The following is a 21,820-nucleotide window of genomic DNA, read 5'->3' on the forward strand; positions in this document are numbered from 1 at the left end:
CGAACCTTTATCGGCGATTGCCATGAGTCACCAGCCGGATCTTATGGCGTGCGCGACGTGCGCCCGGTCCTCGTCCGACAGCCACCAGCCGACCGGGATGTTGACCACCCGGTCGTGCACCGCCTCCAGGCCGGGCAGCGGCTCGGCCGACGGCGTCACGCAGCCGTGCGCGTCGTTGCGCCGGCACACCACGCTCGCCGCGACCCCGGCGGCGGCGAGCTTGCCGATGAACGCGTCGCGGTCCTCCACCAGGACCGGGTAGAGCCAGAACGACGAGTCCAGGCCGGGCGTGCGCGCGGTCAGCTCCAGGCCGGGCACCCCGGCGAGCTCGGCGTCGTAGTAGGCGGCGTTGGCGCGGTGGCGGGCGATCCGCTCGTCGACCACGGTGAGGCTGCTGAGCCCGATGGCCGCGCCGATCTCGTTCAGGTAGAAGTTGTAGCCCCACTCGGGCACGTCGTAGTCGGCGTGCACGCGGTCGGCGTCGCGCTCGATGCCGAAGAAGCGCAGCCGCCGGGCGCGCCGCAGCGACTCCTCGTCGGGCAGCACGAGCAGGCCGCCGGTGCCGCAGCTCAGGTGCTTGGTGGCGTGGAAGCTGTAGACGCACAGGTTGCCGTGGCGGCCCAGCGGGCGGCCGTGCACGGTGGCGCCCCACGCCTGGGCGCAGTCCTCGACGACGACCGGCCGGCGCCCGTGGGCGGCCTCGGCGTCGTCCAGGATGCGGGCCAGGCGCTCGACGTCGACCGGGCAGCCGCCCCAGTGCACCACCATGATCGCCCGGGTGCGTGGGGTGATCTTCTTGGCGAGGTCCTCGAGGTCCACGTTGAGCGTGGCCGGGTCGACGTCCACCCAGGTGATGCGCCCGCCGCCGGCCAGGATGCTCCAGTTCGTCGCCTCGAACGTGAACGGCGTGCTCAGGACCTCGCCGTCGGCCCCGGCCAGGCGCAGCGCGAGCTGCAGGCCGGAGGTGGCGTTGTTCAGCGCCGCCACGTACGGGTTGCCGATCCGCTCGCCGAGCTGCCGCTCGAACTCCTCGACCAGCGGCCCGTGCCCGAGCATGCCGCTGTCGAGCACGGCGGTGACCCGGTCGGCGGCGCCGGCCGCCACCTCGACCTTGAACAGGGGGATCACCGCGGATCATCCGTCCCGTCGCACGCCGAGGAACAGGGAGCGGCCGGCGAGCAGCGGCCCGGTCTCCTCCAGGCACTCGGCGGTGAAGCCGGCCCGCTCGAAGGCCGCCGCGTACTCGGCGCGGGAGAACAGGTTCATCACCTGCGTGTGCTCGAAGTGGCGCACCCCGGCGCCGTCGGCCACCAGGTAGTGCGCCTCGACGCGGACGGTGTCGCCCACGCGGGACGACCTGGCCACCCTGGCGATGGTCCGGCCGTCCTCGCGGACCACGTCGTCGCCGATGTGCCCGTCGGCGAAGCCGTCCTTGAAGTACCAGGGCTCCACGATGAGCACCCCGCCGGGGGCCACGTGCCGGCCCATGCTCGCCACGGCGGCGTCGAGCTCCTCGGTGCCCGCCATGTAGCCGACCGTGCTGTAGAGGCTGCACACGGCGTCGAAGACGCGGCCGAGCCGGAAGTCGCGGATGTCGCCCGGGTGGACGGCGACGCCGGGCAGCTTGGCCTGGGCCCTGGCCCGCATCGCCGCCGACAGCTCCACCCCCTCGACCAGGGAGAAGCGGGTGCGCAGCGTCCTGAGGTGCTCGCCCGTCCCGCAGGCCACGTCGAGCAGGGAGTCGGCGTGCGGCACGCGCTCGCGCACGAGGCTGGTCACGATGTCGGCCTCCCCCGCGTAGTCCTTGCCGCGCCGCAGGTAGAGCAGGTCGTAGATCTCGCTGATGTCGTCGCCGTAGACGTTGGCGTCCCGGGTGATCTGGTCAATGGTCACAGCCGCTCCCAACCGATGAGCCGTGCCGTACGGACGGGCACACTGGTCCGGATTCTCCCGGCTGCGCGGCCCGCTGTCTTATCCGGCCTTGCTCGCCTGCGAATAGCCCATCGTCAAACAGAACGCAAGGCGATCATTGACAAGATGCAGTCACCGCCACTGCAGCTTGCTGAATTGATTTCCTCTGGCACCCGCCCGGCCGATGCCGCAGAGTTGTACTCACGACGGCGAAACAAATCGCCCCGGAAAAAGGAGTAAAGAATGACGCGCAAGACTGGTCTGATTGCCAAGCTGGGTCTCGCCGCCACGGTCACGCTCGGCCTGGCCTTCGCCACCAGCCCGGCGGCCTCCGCCGCGGCCCCGTCGTTCTCCGTCTCGCCGGCCTCCGGCGTGTCGGACGGCGCGACTGCCACGGTGACCGTCACCGGGGCCCTGCCCAATGCGGTGTTCGGCATCGCCACCTGCGCCAACACGGCCTCGGGCGCCGCCTGCGACGGCGGCACGGCCACCTCGTTCACCACCGACGCGAGCGGTTCGGCCACCATCCCGCTGAAGCTCAACCGCCAGTTCGCCGGCGTCGGCTACGACGGCACCCCGGTGGGCCCGGTGGACTGCGCGGCGGCCTCCTGCTTCGTCGGCGCCGGCAACAACGAGCAGGTGCTCGGGGAGGTGGCCATCTCCTTCAAGTGAGAAACCAGCGGTAATCCACCGGGAGAAAGGAATTCGGCCGCCAACACACCGGAATGACGCGGAAATCGAAAGCCCCTGGTTCGGGAAAATGCTTCCTGAACCGGGGGCTTCGCCGTGCCCGCGCAGAACAGCACGCCGGGAGATGCGCGGCCTAATCGTGGATGTGACGCTGGCGGCATGTCCGATTCGACCACGAAACCGTGAGGACGCGCATAGCGATGGGTGTCGACACCACTGTTTTCGAGCACCGCCTCGCCGAACCGCCGGAGCCCGGACTCACCCCCGAGGACGTGGTCGCCAGGGCGGAGGCCATGATTCCCGCGCTGGCCGAGCGCCAGGCCGAGACCGAGCGGCGCACGTTCTACGCCGAGGACGTCCACGAGGAGTTCTCCAGAGCGGGCTTCTACCGCATCCTGGTCCCCCGCCGGTTCGGCGGCTACGAGTTCGGGATCGACACCTTCGTCCGCGTGGCGATCAACCTGACCCGGGGCTGCCCCTCGACGGGCTGGATGTTCTGCCTGGGCGCCGCGCACGCGCTCCCGGCCGCGACGATCTTCGACGAGCGCACCCAGGAGGAGATCTTCGCCTCCGGGGAGTTCATCTGCCCCGCGACCGTGATGCCCGGCGGCACGGCCGAGCGCACGCCGGACGGCGACTGGCTGATCAACGGCACCTGGGGCTACTGCTCCGGATCGCCGTACGCCACCCACTTCATGGGGCACGCCCTGATCGAGTCGGGCGAGCCGATCATGTTCATCGCCCCGCGCAGCGAGTGGACCCGGCTCGACGACTGGGGTCACGCGCTGGGCCTGAAGGGCAGCGGCTCGCACAGCATCCGCATCACCGGCGGCCGGGTTCCCGACCGCTACGTGCTCAAGCACCACATGAGCCAGATCGACGTCACCGGCGGCACCCCCGGCCGCGAGCTGCACGGCCCCGAGTACGGCGGCGGGCAGCTCAGCTTCATGGTCATGGAGGACGCGCTGCTGGCGGTCGGCATGGCCAAGGGCGCGCTGGACGCCTACGAGGACCTCATGCGGACCCGCACGACGCCGTTCCCGCCCATCGTGACCCGTACCGAGGACCCGGACTTCCAGCTCACGTACGGCAAGGCCGCGGGCCTGATCGCCACGGCCGAGGCCGCGACCACGGACGCGGTGCGGCAGTGGCGCGAGACGAGCGCCCGCGGCGCGGCGGCCGTCACCCACGAGCACGAGCTGCGGCTGGCGGCGATCTGCCAGGAGGCCGTGGCGCTGTGCTGGCGGGCGGTCGAGTCGCACCTGTTCCCCACGGCGGGTTCGAGCGCCGTGCGCGCCGGCGAGCGCGTCGAGCGGGTGTGGCGGGACATGTCGATGTTCGTCACGCACGCCGGCCTGTCCACCTACCTCGCCAAAATCGCCAAACGCGATCTGGCCAAGGCCCGGTTCGGGCTCGAATAGGGGAATTGCCATGACTGACTTGCAGGACGCGCCACACATCCCGGACACCGGGCCGGACAGCCGGCCGAAGACCCGCCCGATGACCGGCGCCGAGTACGTCGAGAGCCTGCGCGACGACCGGGCGATCTACCTGTACGGCGACCGCGTCTCGGACGTGACCGCGCACCCGGCGTTCCACAACCCGATCCGGATGACCGCCAGGCTCTACGACGCGCTGCACGACCCGGAGCGGCGCGGCGACCTCGTCGTGCCGACCGACACGGGCGGCGACGGCTTCACCCACAGCTTCTTCACCACCCCGCGCAGCGCCGACGACCTGGTGGCCAACCAGCGCGCCATCGCCGCGTGGGCGCGGATGAGCTACGGCTGGATGGGCCGCAGCCCCGACTACAAGGCGGCCTTCCTCGGCACGCTGGGCGCCAACGCCGAGTTCTACGAGCCGTTCGCCGACAACGCGCGGCGCTGGTACCGGGAGTCGCAGGAGAAGGTCCTGTTCTGGAACCACGCGATCGTGCACCCGCCGGTGGACCGCAGCCGGCCGCCGGACGAGGTCGCCGACGTGTTCGTGCACGTGGAGAAGGAGACCGACGCCGGGCTCGTGGTGAGCGGGGCCAAGGTGGTGGCGACGGGGTCGGCGCTGACGCACTACAACTTCATCGCCCACTACGGCCTGCCGATCAAGGACAAGAAGTTCGCGCTGGTGGCGACCATCCCGATGAACGCGCCGGGGCTGAAGCTGATCTGCCGGCCGTCCTACACCGCCGCGGCGACCGTGATGGGCAGCCCGTTCGACTATCCCCTGTCGTCGCGGCTGGACGAGAACGACACGATCCTCGTCCTGGACAAGGTGCTCATCCCCTGGGAGAACGTCTTCATCTACGGCCACCTCGGCAAGGTGCAGCTGTTCACCGGCCGCTCCGGCTTCCCCGAGCGCTTCACCTTCCACGGCTGCACCCGCCTGGCGGTCAAGCTGGAGTTCATCGCGGGCCTGCTGGCCAAGGCCGTGGAGATCACCGGCACCAAGGACTTCCGGGGCGTGCAGAGCCGCATCGGCGAGGTGCTGGCCTGGCGCAACCTGTTCTGGGGCCTGTCGGACGCGGCCGCGCGCAACCCCGTCGAATGGCGCAACGGCGCGGTCCTGCCCAACCCGGAGTACGGCCTGGCCTACCGCTGGTTCATGCAGACCGGCTACCCCCGGGTCAAGGAGATCATCCACCAGGACATCGCCAGCGGCCTGATCTACATCAACTCCAGCGCCGAGGACTTCAAGAACCCCGAGGTGCGGCCGTACCTGGACAAGTACCTGCGCGGCTCCGGCGGCATCGACTCGGTCGAGCGGATCAAGGTGATGAAGCTGCTCTGGGACGCCGTGGGCACCGAGTTCGGCGGCCGGCACGAGCTGTACGAGCGCAACTACGCCGGCAACCACGAGAACACCCGCGTGGAGCTGCTGGCCGCGCAGACCGCCAGCGGCCAGGTGGACGGCTACAAGGCGTTCGTCGACCAGTGCCTGAGCGAGTACGACCTGGACGGCTGGACGGCGCCCGACCTGTCCTCCTTCGAGCACCTGCGCCAGGCGAAGAACGGCCTGCGCCACTGAGCGCCTAGCCCGCGAGAAAGCGCCCCCGGGATCACCTCCCGGGGGCGCTTCGCGTACGGGGTCCAGCGGGTCTAGCGGAGGGCGACGTCGGCCTGGACGACCGCGTCCAGGAACTCGCCCCGTGAGATCGCCGAGGCCACCAGCTCGATGTCGTCGGCCATGTACCGGTCCGCCTCCAGGACCGGCACGAGCGAGCGGACCCGCTCGTACGTGGCCCGCCCGGCCGGGCTGAGCCGGTCCGCGCGGCCCGACAGGTCCACGGCCTGGGCGGCGGACAGGAACTCCACCGCGAGGATCCTGCTGTTGTTCTGCAGCACCCGGCGGGCGTTGCGGGCGGCGATCAGGCCCATGCTGACGACGTCCTGGTTGTCGCCGTTGGACGGCACGCTCTGGGTGCTGGCCGGGCCGATCGTCCGGTTCTCCGCGACCAGGGCGGTGGCGGGGTACTGGGCTCCGGCGAACCCGCTGTTGAGGCCGGGGTCGCCGGCGACGAGGAACTCGGGCAGGCCGTTGCTGAGGTGGCGGTTCAGCAGCCGGTTGGTGCGCCGCTCGGAGAAGACGCCGAGCTGGGTGAGCGCGATCGTCAGGTAGTCCATGACGAAGGCGACCGGCTGGCCGTGGAAGTTGGCGCCGTGGAAGACCTCCTTGCCCTCGAAGACTAGGGGGTTGTCGTTGGAGGAGTTGAGCTCGGTGCGCAGCGTGGCGGCGGCGTGGTAGACCGTGTCGCGGACGGCGCCGACGACCTGCGGGATGGCCCGCAGCGTGTACGCCTTCTGCAGGTAGACCTCGGTCCGGTGGACGCCGTGCTCGGGCGCGTCGCCGTCCTTGCGGCGGCGCGGCGGCTCCCGGTCGCGCAGGATCGACAGGCGCAGCGGGTCGACGCTGAGCGCCTGGCGCAGCTCGCTGTGCTCCACGGCCAGGCCGCTGCCGCTGAGCAGGGCGCGCATGTTGGCGGCGACGTCGATCTGCCCCTGGTGGGGGCGGGCGATGTCGTGCCCGTCGGCCACGAACGGGCTGGTCGAGCCCTGCAGCACCTCGCAGATCAGCGCGGTGACGATCTCGGCCTGCCGGACCTGGTCGAGCGCCCGGGTGACGAGCAGGCAGCCGAGCCCGGTCATCGCCGAGGTGCCGTTGATGAGCGCCAGGCCCTCCTTGAACCGCAGTTGCAGCGGCTCGATGCCGAGCTCGCGCAGCACCGGCCCGGTCTCGGTGCGGCGGCCGTCGCGCAGCACGTACCCCTCGCCGATGAGCGTCGAGGCGACGTGCGCCAGCGGCGCGAGGTCGCCGCTGGCGCCCAGCGACCCGATCTCGGGGATGGCGGGCGTGATGCCGAGGTTGAGGTAGAGCGCCATGCGTTCGAGCAGTTCGGGCCGGACCGCCGAGTAGCCCTTGGACAGGGCGTTGAGCCGGGCCGTGAGAACCGCCCGAGCCTCGTCCTCGGCGAAGATCGGGCCGACGCCGGCGCAGTGGCTGCGGACGAGGTTGGTCTGGAGCTGGATCTCGTTGGAGGTGTCGACGAGCATGTAGATCATCTCGCCGTAGCCGGTCGTCACGCCGTACACGGGGATGCCACGTGCGATGACGTCCTCGAACAGCCGCCGGTTGGCCGCGACCTTGGCCAGGGCGGACGGGGCGACGCCGCAGGTGACCTGGTTCTCGGCGATCAGCCGTACTGTCGGGACATCCAGGTTCTCCCCATCGAAGTCGACTGACGTCGAGGTCTCCACCAGTGTCACATCACTCACCCGCCATAGATTGGTTGACAGCATCAGCGGAAAGCGCGTGCGCGCTGACCTGAGCGGCCAGGCCGTTCAGGGTGGGGTTGGCGAAGAACTCCCACAGGGGGATCTCCACGCCGAACCTGTCACGCACGCGATCGAGCAGGCGGGGCACCATGAGCGAGTGCCCGCCCACCGCGAAGAAGGGGTCCCCGTCGCCGTCCGGCTCGGCGCCCAGGACGTCTGACCAGATGGCGGCCAGTTCGAGCTCGGCCGGCGTCCGCGCGCTCCGGTTCGCGCCGCCGGCGGGCAGCGCCGGCAGCATCCGCCGGTCGATCTTGCCGCCGACGTTGCGGGGCAGCGCGCCGACCGTCCTGACCGACAGGGGCAGCGTGCTCTTGCCGAACCGGGCGCGCAGCGTGGCCCGCAGGTCGGCGGCCCGCACCTCCGCCTCGCCCGCCGCCGTGCGGTTCGGCACGACGTAGGCGACCAGGCGGGTGACCCAGCCGTCGGGGCCGCTGACCGGGACGACCGCGCACTCGGCGACCGCCTCGTTCCGGTTCAGCGCGTCCTCGACCTCGGCCAGCTCGACGCGGGTGCCGTGGAACTTGATCTGGGAGTCGCCGCGCCCGCGGAACTCCAGCAGGCCGTCCCACCGCAGGCGGCCGAGGTCGCCGGTGCGGTAGAAGCGGCCGAAGCCGGACCCGCACGCCTGGAGGTGGTAGACGGGCTCGAAGGGCCGCGTGTCGGCGCCCGCGCCCGCGTAGCCGAGCGCGACGTACGGGCTCCTGACCACCAGGTGCCCGGTGACGCCGGGCGGGCAGGGCCGGTCCCAGTCGTCCAGCACGACGACCTGGCGGCCGGGGATGGACGTGCCGATCGGCGTCATGCCGGGCACCGGGCCGGTCACCTCGTACCAGGTGGCCAGGATCGTCTCGGTGGCGCCGTACAGGTTCGCCAGCCGGACGGCGGGCAGGGCCGCGCGCAGGTCGGCGGCCAGCTCGCCGGGCAGCGGCTCACCGGCGAGCAGCAGGCAGCCGAGCGAGAGCGAGCGGCCGGCGCCGTCGGCGGTGATCGCGTCGAGGAGCTTGCGCGCGAAGCTCGGCACGGTCTGCAGCAGCGTGATGCGCTCGTCGGCGAGCCAGGCGGCCAGCTTCTCCGGGTTCGCCCTGATCCGCTCGGGGACCGGGCAGAGCGTCGCGCCGCCGGTCAGCGCGGCGAACGTCTCGACGAGCGCGGCGTCGTAGCCGGGCGCGGCCCACTGGGCGACGCGGGCGCCCGGCCGCATCCGGAACTCGGTGGCCAGCCAGGTGGCGAACTGGGCGAGGCTGCCGTGCGACTGGATGATGCCCTTGGGCCTGCCGGTCGAGCCGGAGGTGTAGGCGACGTAGGCGGGCGCGGTGGTCATGGGGGTGACCAGGGCGGCCGGGCGGGCGGGGACGCCGAGTGCGGTGACGTCGACGACGGTTCCGCCGAGCTCGTTCTCGTACCAGCGGATCAGGTCGTCGGACCGGCCCTCGGTGAGCACGCAGGCGGGCCGCAGCTCGGCGAGCACGGCCTTGCCCCGCTCTCCCGCGTCGCCGGTGGCCAGGCAGGTGAGCCTGGCGCCGGCGCCGAGCGTGCCGAGCACGGCGGCGACCTGGGCGGGGCCCGGCGCCATCCGGACGACCACGGAGGCGTCCCCGAGAGGCCCGGCGGCGGATTCCGTGGCAGGCCCGGCGGTGGACCCGGCGGCTTCTCCGGGGGGCGCGTCGGCGGGCAGCGCGCGCAGGGCGGTGATGACGGCCGAGGCGCGCGCGTCCAGCTCGCGGAAGGTCAGCGCGGCGTCCGGCCAGTCCACCGCGACCGCGTCCGGGGTGCGGGTGGCGCGGGCGCGCACGAGCTCGGGCACGGACGGCAGCAGCGGGTCGAGCACCCCGGTCCGGTCGGCCTCGCGCACCCGGGCGCGGGTGCGGGCGTAGTCCTCCAGCGGGATCTGGTCGGCGGGCAGGTCCGGGGCGCGCAGGGCGATGGCCAGGAACGTGCGGAGCTGGTCGAGAAGCTGCCCGGCGGACTCGTCCTCGTACAGGCTGTCGCGGTAGGTCAGCTCCCCGGTGAGGCCGGAGCCGACGTGCTCGACCGTGAGGCACAGGTCGGTCCTGGCCGAGCCCGCGCGCGGCCGCACCGGGCGCACCTCGGCGTCGCCCAGGACGGGCAGCGGCTCGGCCTCGTCGCGGTAGTCGAACAGCACGTCGCACAGCGGCATCCGGCGCGGGTCCCGCTCCAGCCGCAGCGCCTGCACCAGCCGGTCGTAGGGGACGATCCGGCGCTGGTAGGCGTGCGCCACGGCCTTGGCCACCCGGCGCACCGCCTGCCGGAACGTGATCCCGCCGGACAGGTCGGCGCACAGCACCACGTGGTTGCGGAACGGGCCGACGAGCGCGCCGGTGCGCACCGCGGGCCGCAGGTTGACGGGGGCGCCGACGGCCACCCGGTCCTCGCCGCTGTGGCGGCGCAGCAGGCACAGGAACGCGGCCAGCAGCACCGCGGGGGCGCTGACCCGTTCCTCGCGGGACAGCTCGGCGACGGCCTGCCCGAGCGCGGGCGCCCAGGTGAAGGGGACCGCCCCGCCGCCGAAGGACGGCCCGTCGGGGCGGGGCCGGTCGGCGGGCGGCGCCGGGGAGGCGGGCGGCGGCGTCAGGTGCCCGGTCCACCAGCGCAGCAGCCCGTGGAACTCGGGCGTGTGCCCCTGGTCGCGCTGCCAGCGGGCGTAGGAGGCGTACTGGAGCCCCTCGGGCGGCGGCGGCACCCGCTGGTCGGCGTAGCCGTCGGAGAGCTCGTCGAGCAGCGTGGGGAGCGACCACTCGTCGGCGACGGCCTCGTGCAGCCGCAGCACGAGCAGGTGGCCGCCGTCGGCCGGCCGGGCCACGGTGAGCTGCGCGAGCGGGCCGTCCTCCAGGTCGAGCGGGGTGCGCGCGAGGTCGGCGCAGAGCTGCTCGGCCGTGGCGCCGGAGGCGTCGAGCTCGGTGAAGGCGCGCGGGTGGCAGTCGCCGGCGATCTCCTGCACGGGCAGCCCGCCGTCGTCCACGAGCGTGGTGCGCAGGATCTCGTGCCGCAGCACGACCCCCCGCCAGGCGGCGCGGAGCGCGGGCACGTCGAGTTCGCCGGTCGTTCGGTAGGCGCGGAGCATCGTGTAGGCGGGTGAATCCGGGACCAGTTTCTGCAGGAACCATGCCTGGTCCTGCAGCCACGAGGTCGCCGCTCTCTTGACACCGGACTTCCTCACCACGACATCGTCAGCTCGGGCCGCCCCCTGGGGCATCTCTTGACGTGCTGCGTTGCTCCGGGCTGGCAGGAAACAGCGCCGGGAAGACAACTTGCTGCCACGCTCCCGCCTTGTTCCGGGTCATCCCCGATCGCAGTCTCTTACGTAAGAGAAAGACCCGGAAATTGACAGGCCCGCACCTCGGCAATTGTGCGGGGAAAGGCGGCTGAGTTCATCATGCACATTCATTTGACGCGATTCTCCGCCGGGAGCTCCTGATGGTGGCGCTGGTCACCGGGGCCGCCGGCGGCATCGGGGCGGCGATCGCGCGGACGCTGGGAGAGGAGGGCATCGCGGTGGCCGCCCTGGACCGGGACGAGGCCGGGCTGAGGGAGCTGGCCGGGAAGCTGGAGGCCGACGGGCTGCGGGTGGCGGCGTTCCCCGTGGACGTCGCCTCCAGCGCCCAGGTGGAGGCGGTGGTCGAGGCGGCCGAGCGGCTGCTCGGGCCGGTCACCAAGCTGGTCAACGCCGCGGGGGTGCTGCGCACCGGCCGGGCGGTGACGATGTCGGACGCCGACTGGGCGGCCACGTTCGGGGTCAACGTCGACGGCGTCTTCCACGTCTCCAGGGCGGTCGTGTCCCGGATGGTGCCGCGGCGGGCGGGCGCGGTCGTCACCGTCGCCTCCAACGCGGCGCTGGTCGCCCGCGCCGACATGGCCGCCTACGCCGCCTCCAAGGCCGCGGCCACGGCGTTCACGAAGTCCCTGGGCCTGGAGGTGGCCGGGTACGGGATCCGCTGCAACGTGGTGACGCCGGGCTCGGTCGACACCCCGATGCTCTCGGCGCTGTGGAGCGACCACGGCCGGGCCCTGCGCTCGTCGATCGAGGGCAAGCCGCGCGCCTACCGCACCGGCATCCCCCTCGGGAAGGTCGCCAGCCCGGCCGACATCGCGCACACGGTCGCATTCCTGCTCTCCGAAAAGGCGAGCCACATCACGCTTCAGCACCTGACGGTGGACGGGGGCGCCGCACTGGGCGCCTGAATTTCTTCATCGCACAACCAGATTGAGGCAACAATGATCGGGATTCCTGCTATTACGCCTTATCCGATGCCGGACTCCGGCGAACTACCGGCCAACACGGCGCGGTGGACCGTTTCCCCGGAGCGGGCCGTTCTCCTGTTGCACGACATGCAGCATTTCTTCTTGGATGCCTTTCCCGCGGGCGAGGCCCCGGTGACGGATCTCGTCAGGAACGCGGCCGCGCTGCGCGAGCGGTGCGCCGCCGTCGGCATCCCCGTCGCCTACACCACGCAGCCCGGCGGGATGTCCGACCGGCAGCGGGGACTGCTCAGGGACTTCTGGGGCCCCGGCATGACCACCGGCGCGGAGCATCGCGGCGTCGTGGACCCGGTGGCGCCCGGGCCGGACGACTGGATCATCGTCAAACGGCGCTACAGCGCCTTCCACCAGTCGCCGCTGCTGTGGATGCTACGTGACAGCGGGCGCGACCAGTTGATCATCTCGGGGGTGTACGCGCACATCGGCGTGCTGATGACGGCCGTGGACGCCTACTCCCACGACGTCCAGCCGTTCCTGGTGGCCGACGCCGTCGCCGACTTCACCGCCGAGGACCACCTCATGACGCTGCGGTACGTGGCCGGGCGGTGCGGCATGGTCGCCACGACCAAGGAGCTCCTGACCGATCTCGCGCGAGGAGGGCGGCCATGAGCGCCGAACGGCTCCTGGACGACGTCCTGTCCCCCGTGCCGCCCCCGTTCGCGCTGCTGCACCGGCCGGGCGCCGGCCGCGAGGGCATGCTGGACGTGCTGGTCGGCGAGGTGTCCACGGTCGCCACGCTGGCCGAGCTCCCGCTGCCCGACGAGCCCGGCGCCGAGGGCCCCGAGCTGCTGACGCTCATCCCGTACCGGCAGATCGCCGAGCGCGGCTTCGAGGCGCGCGACGACGGCGCGCCGCTCGTCGCGATGACCGTCACCGGCCACGGCAGCCTGCCGCTGCCCGCCGCGCTGGCGCGCATCCCCGACCGGCCGATCCGCACCCGCGAGCGCACGGTCGACACCTCCGACGAGGACTACGCGGCCGTGGTGCGGGCCGTCATCGACGACGAGATCGGCCGGGGCGAGGGCGCCAACTTCGTCATCAAGCGCTCGTTCCTGGCCGACATCACCGACTACACCCCGGCCGCCGCCCTCACGCTGTTCCGCCGGCTGGCCACCCGGGAGACGGGCACGTACTGGACGTTCGTCATCCACACCGGCGAGCGGACGTTCGTCGGCGCCTCGCCCGAGCGGCACATCAGCGTCGACGACGGCGTCGCGGTGATGAACCCGATCAGCGGCACCTACCGCTACCCCCCGTCCGGGCCGACCGTCGGCGCGCTCATGGACTTCCTCAGCGACAAGAAGGAGGCCGACGAGCTCTACATGGTGGTCGACGAGGAGCTCAAGATGATGGCCCGGATCTGCGAGTCGGGCGGCCGGCTGTCGGGGCCGTACCTGAGGGAGATGGCCAGGCTCGCGCACACCGAGTACTACATCGAGGGCGAGACCACCCGCGACGTGCGGGAGATCCTGCGCGAGACCCTGTTCGCGCCGACCGTCACCGGCAGCCCGCTGGAGAGCGCCTGCCGGGTGATCGGCCGCTACGAGAAGGAGGGACGCGGCTACTACAGCGGCGTGGCGGCGCTGATCGGCAGCGACGGGGCGGGCCGGCGGACGCTCGACTCCTCGATCCTCATCCGCACCGCCGACATCGACGCCGCCGGGCGGGTCCGCATCGGCGTCGGCTCGACCCTCGTCAGGCACTCCGACCCGGAGTCGGAGGTGGCCGAGACCGCGGCGAAGGCGGCCGGGCTGCTCGACGCGCTGTGCGCCGAGCCGCCGGAGCCGCTGGCCGAGCACCCCGACGTGCGCGGCGCGCTGGAGGGGCGCAACGACGGCATCTCCGGGTTCTGGCGGCAGGAGCAGGGCGAGCGGACGTTCTGGACGCCCGACCTGATCGGCCTGCGGGTGCTGGTGGTGGACGCCGAGGACACGTTCACCTCGATGATCGGCCACCAGCTCCGCTCGCTGGGCCTCCAGGTGAGCGTGCGCCGCTTCGACGAGCCGTACACGCTGGACGGCCACGACCTGGTGGTGCTCGGGCCCGGGCCGGGCGACCCGGCCGACCTGGCCCACCCCAAGATCGCGCACCTGCGGGACGCGGTCGGGCGGCTGCTCGGCTCCGGCGCCCCGTTCCTGGCCGTGTGCCTGAGCCACCAGGTGCTCAGCGGCGCGCTCGGCCTGCCGCTGCGCCGCAGGAAGGTGCCCAACCAGGGCGTGCAGCGGGTGATCGACCTGTTCGGCCGCCGGGCCAGGGTCGGCTTCTACAACACCTTCGCCGCGCACGCCCCGGCCGACGAGATCGAGCCCGCCGGACTGACGGGGACCGTCGCGGTCAGCCGCGACCCGGAGACGGGCGAGGTGCACGCCTTGCGCGGGCCCCGGTTCGCCTCCATGCAGTTCCACGCCGAGTCGGTGCTCACCGCCGACGGGGTCGGCATCCTGCGCGACGCCCTGCTGTCGGTGCTCGACCGGACGCCGGTGCGGCGATGAGCGGGCGGACGAGGACGGCGACCGTGCTCGTCGCCGGGGGCGGCATCGGCGGGCTCGCCGCCGCGCTCGGCCTGGCCGGCCAGGGCCACCGGGCGGTGGTCCTGGAGCGCCGCGACGAGTTCAGCGAGCTCGGCGCCGGCATCCAGATCGGCCCCAACGGCTTCACCGCGCTGGACCGGCTCGGGGTCGGGCAGGCGGTGCGCGAGCTGGCCGTCTACATCGACGAGCTGCGCTTCATGGACGGCACCACCGGTGAGCGGGTGGCCAGCATGCCGCTCACCGGCCGCTACCGGGCCCGCTTCGGCAACCCGTACGCGGTCGTGCAGCGGGTGGACCTGTACGGGCCGCTGCTGGCCGCCTGCCGCGAGCACCCGCTGGTCGAGCTGCGCGGCGGCAGCCACGTCACCGGCTACGAGCAGGACGCGGGCGGCGTGCGGGCGCTGCTCGGCGACGGGCGGCGGGTGCCGGGCGACGCGCTCGTCGGGGCCGACGGGCTGCACTCGATGATCCGGGCGCGGCTGGTCGGCGACGGCGGGCCGCGCGTGTCGGGGCACACGATCTTCCGTTCGGTCATCCCGATGGACCGGGTGCCCGCCGACCTGCGCTGGAACACCGTCACGCTGTGGGCGGGGCCGCGCTGGCACTTCGTGCACTACCCGATCGGCGGCGGCGAGTTCCTCAACCTGGCCGCCACCCGCGACGACGGCGCCGCCGCCGTGGTGACGGGCCGGCCGGCCGTGCGCGAGCGGGTGCTGGGCGCCTTCCCCGAGCTGGGCGAGACCGCCAGGCGGCTGCTGGAGCTCGGCGCCCAGTGGCGCGAGTGGGTGCTGTGCGACCGCGACCCGGTGCCCGACTGGGCCGACGGCCGGGTGGTGCTGCTCGGCGACGCCGCCCACCCGATGCTCCAGTACGCCGCCCAGGGCGCGTGCATGGCGCTGGAGGACGCGGTGACGCTGGGCGAGCTGGCCGACTGCGGCCCCGCCGAGTTCCCGCAGCGGTTCGAGAAGTACAACGCGGCCCGCCGGGACCGCACGGCCAGGACCCAGCTCGTCTCGCGCGAGATGGGCGCCCGCCTCTACCACCCGGCCGGCGCCGACGCGCTCGCCAGGAACCGGATGCTGTCCGCCCTCTCCGAGGACGAGCTGCACGACAAGGTCGCGTGGCTGCACGGCGCCCGCGACTTCACCGAGACCATCGAAAGGACGAACTGACCATGTGCGGCATCGCAGGATGGGTGAGCTACGACCGCGATCTGACCGGCGAACGGGACACGATCACGGCGATGACGGCGACGCTGGAGTACCGGGGCCCCGACGCGGGCGGCGTGTGGACCTGCGCCCGCGCGGCGCTCGGCCACCGGAGGCTGGCGATCATCGACCTGGAGGGCGGCAGGCAGCCGATGGCGGCCGGCGACGACGGCCTGCCGGTCATGACCTACAACGGGGAGGTCTACAACTACCGCGAGCTGCGCGAGGAGCTGCGCGGGCTGGGCCACGAGTTCCGCACCGCCAGCGACTCCGAGGTGGTGCTGCGCGCCTACCTGGAGTGGGGCGAGGACTTCGCCGACCGGCTCGACGGCATCTTCGCGCTGGCCATCTGGGACCCGCGCACCGAGGAGCTGCTGCTGGTGCGCGACCGGATGGGCGTCAAGCCGCTCTACTACTACCCGACGCCCGACGGGGTGCTGTTCGGCTCGGAGCCGAAGACGATCCTGGCGCACGACGAGGCCGAGGCGGTCATCGACGCCGACGGGCTGCGGGAGATCTTCACGATCGTCAAGACGCCCGGCCACGGCGTCTTCCGCGGCATGCACGAGGTGCGCCCGGCCACCGTGCTGCGCCTGTCGCGCGAGGGCCGCAGCGAGCACCGCTACTGGCGGCTGCGGGCCCGCCCGCACACCGACGACCTGGACACCACGATCGCCACCGTGCGGCGGCTGCTGTCGGAGATCGTGGACCGCCAGCTCGTCGCCGACGTGCCCGTGGGCACGCTGCTGTCGGGCGGCCTCGACTCCAGCGCGATCACCGCGCTGGCCGCCGCCGCGATCGCCCGCAAGGGCGCCGGCGAGCCGCTCAAGGCGTTCTCGGTGGACTTCAAGGGCCACGAGTCGCGCTTCCAGGCGAACGTGCAGTGGGAGGACCCGGACACGCCGTTCGCGGTCGAGGTGGCCGAGCACGTCGGCGCCGAGCACATCATCGTCGAGCTGGACAACGCCGAGATCCTCGACCCGGAGGTCAGGCGGTCGGTGCTGCGCGCCCAGGACCTGCCGGTGTCGACCGGCGACATGGAGTACTCGCTGCTCGTGCTGTGCCGCGCGCTGAAGCGGGAGATGACGGTCGCGCTGTCGGGCGAGGCGGCCGACGAGCTGTTCGGCGGCTACACCTGGTTCCACGACGAGGACGCGGTCCAGTCCGACACCTTCCCCTGGCATTCGCCGTTCAGGAAGGCCGGCGGCATCGGCGCGCTGCGCGACATCGGCCTGTGGGACCGGCTCGGCCTGGAGGAGTACGTCAAGCGGCGCTACGCCGAGGCGCTGGAGGAGGTGCCGAGGCTGCCCGGCGAGAGCGGGCTGGAGGCGCGCATGCGCGAGCTGACCTACCTCAACCTCACCCGGTGGGAGAACTTCCTGCTCGACCGCAAGGACCGCATCAGCATGGCCGCCAGCCTGGAGGTGCGGGTCCCGTTCACCGACCACACGCTGGTCGAGTACGTGTACAACACGCCGTGGGCGATGAAGAACTTCGACGGCCGGGAGAAGAGCCTGCTGCGGGCCGCCATGCGGGGCGTGCTGCCCGACTCGGTGCTCGACAGGAAGAAGAACCCGTACCCGTCCACCCAGGACACCGGCTACGAGGAGGCGCTGCGCGAGAAGCTGGCCGGCATCCTGGCCGACGGCGGCCCGGCGCTGCTGCTGGCGTCGGAGGCGGAGATCCGCACCCTGCTGGACGCGCCGCCCGGCGCCTACAGCATGGGCGGCCCGTGGAGCGCCCGCGCCGTCATCGAGCGGCTGATCGAGTTCAACACCTGGGTCACCCTGTACGACGTCCGCGTCGAGCTGTGAGCCGGGCCGCGACGCACGCGAGAGCCGCCCGGGCCGGTCACCGGCCCGGGCGGCTCGCTGCCGCCCGGGGCTCAGGCGGGCGGGATGTTGTAGTTCAGCCGGAAGACGTTGTCCGGGTCGTAGGCCCGCTTCACCTCGCGCAGCCTGCGGTGGTCGGCCGGGTCGTAGGCCGCCACGGCGTTGCCCGGGTCGTGCAGGAAGTTGAGGAACGCGCGCCCGCCCGTGTGGGGGCGCATCACCGCCTCCACCTCCGGCAGCCTGGCGTCGAGGATGGCGCTGAGCCGCGTCGAGCGGTGCCCGATCGGGCCGGCGTGCGGGCCGGGGCGGCCCAGCGCGCCGCCCCAGTGGCGGATCTCCACGCCGGAGACCGGCGAGCCCGGCCGGGTCGCCGCCGACACCAGGACCTCGATCACCTCGTCGGGCAGCGAGTCGAGCAGGTTGACGTGCGCGGGGCCGGTGCCGCCCATGTCCATCTCGCCGAACGCGCCGGTCCGGAACGTCTCCAGCAGCGGCGGCCCCGCCGCCTCGAACAGCGGCGCGAGCAGCCGCCCGGCCTCCTCGCCCGGCCCGTCGTACATGACCTGGACGACCGCGCCCGGCCTGCCCCGCAGCGCGGCGGGCACCCGCCGGTCGTGCGGCAGCCGGGTGAGCAGGATCGCGGTGCTGAGCGCGTCGGGCGCGCCGTCGATCCAGTCGCGGTAGCGGGCGAGCAGGTCGGCGGCCCGGTCGCCGGGGAAGAACGCCGCCCCGGCGAACACCCGCGCGACCGGGTGGAGCCGGAACTCCAGCGAGGTGACCACGCCGAAGTTGCCGCCGCCGCCGCGCATGGCCCAGAACAGGTCGGGGTGGCTGTCGGCGCTCGCCGTGAGCAGCCGGCCGTCCGCGGTGACCACCTCGGCGCGCAGCACGCTGTCGGCGGCGAACCCGTACCGGCGCGACAGCCAGCCGAGACCGCCGCCCAGCGTGTAGCCGGCCACGCCGACCGTCTGATGGGACCCGGCCAGCGGCGCCAGGCCGAGCGGCGCGGCGGCGGCGATCACCTGCTCCCACACGGCGCCGGCGCCGACGCGGGCCACCTGGCGCACCGGGTCGACCAGGACGCCGGCCAGCTGCGTGGTCTTGACGAGGACGCCGCCGTCGGAGGCGGCGTGGGTGCCGTGCCCGGTGCCCTGGACGGCGAAGGGCAGGTCGTGCTCGCGCGCGGTGGTGAGCGCGGTGCGGACGTCGGCCGGGCCGCTCGCCATCACGACGGCGACGGGCCTGGGGTCGATGTCGGAGTAGGGCGCCTGCCGCTCGCGTTCGTAGGCGGCCTCGAACGGGACCAGGACGGCCCCCTCGACGTCGCGGCGCAGCCGCCGCACCGCCTCCCGCTCGTTCTCTGCCGAGACGCCTGGCGGGGACAGGCGCTGATGCGCGTATTGCTGGCTCATGTCAGCCTTCCCTCCTGTCGGGGTGTGGTCATGCGGCGGCCCCGCCCCCGGATCCGGGGACGGGGACCGCGACGGGCCTGGGGTGTCAGGCGGCCCTGGGATGTCAGGGGGCACAGTCGCCGAGCCCGGGACCGGGGGTCGTGCCCGCCGGGCCGAAGAACAGGAGCGCGCACCCGGCCAGGAACTCCGGGTTCTCCTCGGGGACGAAGTGCCCGGAATCGGGCGCGACCACGGTGCGCACGTCGTCGGCCACCTGGGCGAACGAGGCGGCGACGCCGGGGCCGAAGGAGTGCTGGCCGCCCACGGCCGCGACCGGCATGGCGAGCCTCCGGCCGGCGTTGGCCCGGTTGTCGGCGGCGTCGGCGGCGAAGGCGCGGTAGTACTCGTACCCCGCCGTGCGCCTGGCGTCGGAGGCATACGCGCGATAGTAGGTTTCGCGACTGACAGCGTCCTTGCGGTGGCTGAAGTCGAAGATCATGCCGAGGTAGGTGGGCACGTCCTCGTCGTCCATGATCCGCTCGGGGATCGGGGCCGGGGCGGAGTTGAACTTGAAGTGGAAGCTCACCCCGTACAGGTCCTCCAGCCCGAAGCCGGGCAGCGGGCTCTCGATCATCACGAGCCGGCTCACCTCGGCCGGGAAGTCCCGCGCGTACGGGTAGGCGACCAGGACGCCCAGGTCGTGGCCGATGATGCCGACCTTGGTGAAGCCGAGCGCGCGCACGGCCTCGCGGATCCGGTGCGCGGTGGTGACCTTGTCGTAGCCGCCGCCGGGGATGGACGAGGTGCCCAGGCCGGGCAGGTCCATGGCGATGACGGTGTGCTGGCGGGCCAGCTCGGGCATGACGTCGCGCCACATCTGCCACGTCTGCGGCCAGCCGTGCAGGAGCAGCAGCGCCGGCCCCGACCCGCCCTTGACGTAGTGGACGGAGCCGCCCTCGACGGCGACCCGGCCGTGGGTGAAGCCGGGCAGGCTCCCGGCCTGCTCGTCCTCGCCTGACGACGCGGTGGCGGTCGTGGCGATCAGCACCACGGCCAGGGCTGCGGACGCGACGACGCGCACCAGCCTCCTGCCCCACGTTCCTGCTGGCGTCATGTCGTGCTTTCCTTCCGACGGCGCGGGAGGACGGGCGGACGGAAGAAGGAGCCGCCACCCTCCCGCAAGCGTGGCGGCCCCGGCGACCAGTGGGTGGTCAGCGTGCTTTCACCGCCTCATACTCACGGTGTACGGCGGCGCCCGCATCTCCTGGATTGCGGTACATCGCGAAGTCCGCACGGCCAAAGGTGCGGCCTCCGGAGCGCCGAACGAAGCTCGGTACCGCGACGCGACCCACCACTCCGAGAAGCGAGGTCCCGCTCATGGTCACGAACGCCGCAACCCCAGGGCTGCTCACCGGCCTGAACACCCGGCATCACCGGGCCGCGCTGGCCGTCTACCTGCTCATCGTCCTGGCCCACTGGGCCGAGCACGTCGTCCAGGCCATCCAGATCTACGTGCTGGGCTGGCCGCTGCCCGAGGCGCGCGGCGTGCTCGGCGTGCCCTTCCCGTGGCTCGTCACCTCCGAGTGGATGCACTACGGGTACGCGCTGCTCATGCTCGTCGGGCTGATCATGCTGCGGCGCGGCTTCACCGGGCGGTCCCGCGTGTGGTGGAACGTCTCGCTCGGCATCCAGGTCTGGCACCACCTGGAGCACCTGATCCTGCTCCTGCAGGCGATCTCCGGCAGCAACCTGGCCGGTCGGCCGGTGCCGACGAGCCTCATCCAGCTCCTCGTGCCGCGCGTGGAGCTGCACCTGTTCTACAACGCGCTGGTGTTCGCGCCGATGGTCGTCGCGATGCTCCTGCACCGCCACCCCCGCCCGGCCGAGCGTTCCGCCATGCGGTGCGCCTGCGCCGTGGCCCCCGCGTGACGATGGCCCGGCGTCCACGCTCCCGCATGTTCACCGTCGTCCTGACCCTGGTGGCGGTCTTCCTCCTCTACCTGGCCGTGCCGAACGCCGGCACGGCCGTCCGCGCGGCCAGGGCCGACGGCGTCGCCGGCACGTTCACCCCGCGCGAGCTGATCTGCATCGTGCATCCGGGGCACGAGTCGTGCGTGTGGACGGGTGAGTTCCGCTCCGGCGACGGCTCCTCGGACCGGGCCGGCGTCGAGCTGTACGGCAGCGACCGCTACTCCAACCGGGCCGGGTCCCCGGTGCGGGCGGTGGACATCGGCCTGCCCGGCCGCGTCTACGGCCCCGGCGGCTCGAACGAGTGGGTGTTCACCGCGCTCATGATCGTGAGTGGGCTGGGCATCCTGCTCTGGCTGTACGGGGGGCCGCTCCGCCGGGCGTTCCGGCGCGAGCCCGCCCGCGTCTCCTAGGGTCACGAGTCGCGGGCGGCGATGCGGGCCAGCAGCGCGGCCAGCGGACCCGGCGCGGAGACCATCGGCCAGTGGCCGGTCTCCAGCGTGTGGAAGTCCCAGGACGGCACCGACCGCATGGCCGTCACGTCCGCCGAGAGCCGCCCGGCGAAATGGTCCAGGCTGCAGACGACGTAGCTGGCCCGCTGCCGCTCCAGCGGCCGGGTCAGCGTGGCCGGCTCGGCGATCGTGCGGCCGGGGTGCCCGACGAGGCGCCCGGCCAGCCAGCGCGCCTGCGTCGTGGTCAGCCCCTGCCCCTCCCCCACGATCGTCGCGTCCGGGGCGGGCCAGCGGCCCTCGTTGTCGGCGATGAGCCGCAACTCCTGGGTCCGCTGGCGCTCCGGGAACGCGTGCAGCATCGACCTGCCGTCGTGCGGCAGGAACGCCTCCACGAACACGGTGTGCGCGACCCGCTCGCGCGCCCGGTCGGCCACCTGCCCGGCCACCAGGCCGGAGTAGCTGTGGCCGACGAGCACCACGTCGCGCAGGTCGTCCGACTCCAGCAGCGCCAGCACGTCGCGTACGTGCGTCTCCAGGCCGACGTCGGACACGTCGTCCTCGCCGCCAGCCAGGCCGCGCAGGGTGACCGCGCGGGCCTCGTGCCCGCGCGCCCGCAGCCGCCTGGCGACCGGCTCCCACGCCCAGGCCCCCATCCAGGGGCCCGGGATCAGGACGAACCCTCGCTTCACCGGAGGTCACCTCCTTCTTCCTCATCTGACAGAAGCCCGGCCAC

At 72.8% G+C, this 21,820-nt stretch carries 17 protein-coding genes; 10 read left to right on the forward strand and 7 right to left on the reverse strand.

What is annotated here, in order from left to right; all coding sequences use genetic code 11:
* Positions 1 to 27: 27 nt before the first annotated feature.
* Together AB0J53_RS38250 and AB0J53_RS38255 are read right to left on the reverse strand one after the other, a co-directional pair.
* Complete coding sequence (locus AB0J53_RS38250) at positions 28 to 1,128, reverse strand: DegT/DnrJ/EryC1/StrS family aminotransferase (protein ID WP_364181506.1); 1,101 nt, start codon at positions 1,126 to 1,128, stop codon at positions 28 to 30.
* A gap of 6 nt (positions 1,129 to 1,134) precedes the next feature.
* The gene (locus tag AB0J53_RS38255; RefSeq protein ID WP_364181509.1) at positions 1,135 to 1,893 is read right to left on the reverse strand and encodes a methyltransferase domain-containing protein; all 759 of its coding nucleotides are present in this window, start codon (positions 1,891 to 1,893) and stop codon (positions 1,135 to 1,137) included.
* A gap of 261 nt (positions 1,894 to 2,154) precedes the next feature.
* On the opposite strand from AB0J53_RS38255, the gene AB0J53_RS38260 reads away from it, so the two are divergent.
* The 3 genes from AB0J53_RS38260 to AB0J53_RS38270 all read left to right on the forward strand — a co-directional run bounded on the left by AB0J53_RS38260 (position 2,155) and on the right by AB0J53_RS38270 (position 5,622).
* Positions 2,155 to 2,583: an enediyne antibiotic chromoprotein gene (locus tag AB0J53_RS38260; protein WP_364181512.1), complete on the forward strand. Its 429-nt coding sequence runs from the start codon at positions 2,155 to 2,157 to the stop codon at positions 2,581 to 2,583.
* A 218-nt stretch (positions 2,584 to 2,801) separates the two neighbouring features.
* On the forward strand, positions 2,802 to 4,022 hold the full coding sequence (locus AB0J53_RS38265) for an acyl-CoA dehydrogenase family protein (protein WP_357592968.1): 1,221 nt from the start codon (positions 2,802 to 2,804) through the stop codon (positions 4,020 to 4,022).
* 10 nt (positions 4,023 to 4,032) lie between these two features.
* Positions 4,033 to 5,622, forward strand: a complete 1,590-nt coding sequence (locus tag AB0J53_RS38270; protein WP_364181516.1) for a 4-hydroxyphenylacetate 3-hydroxylase N-terminal domain-containing protein — start codon at positions 4,033 to 4,035, stop codon at positions 5,620 to 5,622.
* Positions 5,623 to 5,693: 71 nt separating this feature from the next.
* Here the strand turns inward: AB0J53_RS38270 and cmdF are convergent, their stop codons facing one another.
* Both cmdF and AB0J53_RS38280 read right to left on the reverse strand, forming a co-directional pair.
* Complete coding sequence (cmdF, locus tag AB0J53_RS38275) at positions 5,694 to 7,367, reverse strand: tyrosine 2,3-aminomutase (RefSeq protein ID WP_364181518.1); 1,674 nt, start codon at positions 7,365 to 7,367, stop codon at positions 5,694 to 5,696.
* Positions 7,360 to 10,605, reverse strand: a complete 3,246-nt coding sequence (locus AB0J53_RS38280; protein WP_364181521.1) for a condensation domain-containing protein — start codon at positions 10,603 to 10,605, stop codon at positions 7,360 to 7,362. The genes cmdF and AB0J53_RS38280 overlap by 8 nt, the downstream gene beginning before the upstream one ends.
* Positions 10,606 to 10,862: 257 nt before the next feature.
* Here AB0J53_RS38280 and AB0J53_RS38285 point away from each other — a divergent pair, with 257 nt between their 5' ends.
* The 5 genes from AB0J53_RS38285 (at position 10,863) to asnB (ending at position 17,258) form a co-directional block, all read left to right on the forward strand.
* A complete protein-coding gene (locus AB0J53_RS38285; RefSeq protein ID WP_364181524.1) occupies positions 10,863 to 11,627 on the forward strand; it encodes a 2,3-dihydro-2,3-dihydroxybenzoate dehydrogenase in 765 nt (254 codons plus the stop codon).
* A gap of 162 nt (positions 11,628 to 11,789) precedes the next feature.
* A complete protein-coding gene (locus tag AB0J53_RS38290) occupies positions 11,790 to 12,314 on the forward strand; it encodes an isochorismatase family protein (protein ID WP_364181527.1) in 525 nt (174 codons plus the stop codon).
* The gene (locus AB0J53_RS38295; RefSeq protein ID WP_364181529.1) at positions 12,311 to 14,197 is read left to right on the forward strand and encodes an anthranilate synthase family protein; all 1,887 of its coding nucleotides are present in this window, start codon (positions 12,311 to 12,313) and stop codon (positions 14,195 to 14,197) included. Before AB0J53_RS38290 ends, AB0J53_RS38295 begins: the two co-directional genes overlap by 4 nt.
* Positions 14,194 to 15,408 carry a 3-hydroxybenzoate 6-monooxygenase gene (locus tag AB0J53_RS38300; protein ID WP_364181532.1) on the forward strand — a complete coding sequence of 405 codons (1,215 nt, stop codon included), beginning with the start codon at positions 14,194 to 14,196 and terminating at the stop codon, positions 15,406 to 15,408. Before AB0J53_RS38295 ends, AB0J53_RS38300 begins: the two co-directional genes overlap by 4 nt.
* A 2-nt stretch (positions 15,409 to 15,410) precedes the next feature.
* A complete protein-coding gene (gene asnB, locus AB0J53_RS38305) occupies positions 15,411 to 17,258 on the forward strand; it encodes an asparagine synthase (glutamine-hydrolyzing) (protein ID WP_364181535.1) in 1,848 nt (615 codons plus the stop codon).
* A gap of 71 nt (positions 17,259 to 17,329) precedes the next feature.
* On the opposite strand, the gene AB0J53_RS38310 is transcribed toward asnB, so the two are convergent.
* Positions 17,330 to 18,688 (reverse strand): FAD-binding oxidoreductase, encoded by a 1,359-nt coding sequence (locus AB0J53_RS38310; protein WP_364181538.1) that lies wholly within the window; start codon positions 18,686 to 18,688, stop codon positions 17,330 to 17,332.
* Positions 18,689 to 18,791: 103 nt separating this feature from the next.
* Entirely contained in the window at positions 18,792 to 19,781 is a 990-nt protein-coding gene (locus AB0J53_RS38315; RefSeq protein WP_364181541.1) for an alpha/beta hydrolase, read from the reverse strand.
* A gap of 263 nt (positions 19,782 to 20,044) precedes the next feature.
* Between AB0J53_RS38315 and AB0J53_RS38320 the strand changes: the two genes are divergently transcribed.
* Both AB0J53_RS38320 and AB0J53_RS38325 read left to right on the forward strand, forming a co-directional pair.
* Positions 20,045 to 20,596, forward strand: coding sequence for a hypothetical protein (locus tag AB0J53_RS38320; protein ID WP_364181545.1), 552 nt, complete (start codon positions 20,045 to 20,047; stop codon positions 20,594 to 20,596).
* Between the two features lie 26 nt (positions 20,597 to 20,622).
* Complete coding sequence (locus AB0J53_RS38325) at positions 20,623 to 21,048, forward strand: hypothetical protein (RefSeq protein ID WP_364181548.1); 426 nt, start codon at positions 20,623 to 20,625, stop codon at positions 21,046 to 21,048.
* Between the two features lie 2 nt (positions 21,049 to 21,050).
* On the opposite strand, the gene AB0J53_RS38330 is transcribed toward AB0J53_RS38325, so the two are convergent.
* The gene (locus AB0J53_RS38330; RefSeq protein WP_219508745.1) at positions 21,051 to 21,776 is read right to left on the reverse strand and encodes an alpha/beta hydrolase; all 726 of its coding nucleotides are present in this window, start codon (positions 21,774 to 21,776) and stop codon (positions 21,051 to 21,053) included.
* Positions 21,777 to 21,820 lie beyond the last annotated feature (44 nt).

Origin of the sequence: Nonomuraea sp. NPDC049725, assembly GCF_040674795.1 — a bacterium.
GTDB lineage: Bacteria > Actinomycetota > Actinomycetes > Streptosporangiales > Streptosporangiaceae > Nonomuraea > Nonomuraea ceibae.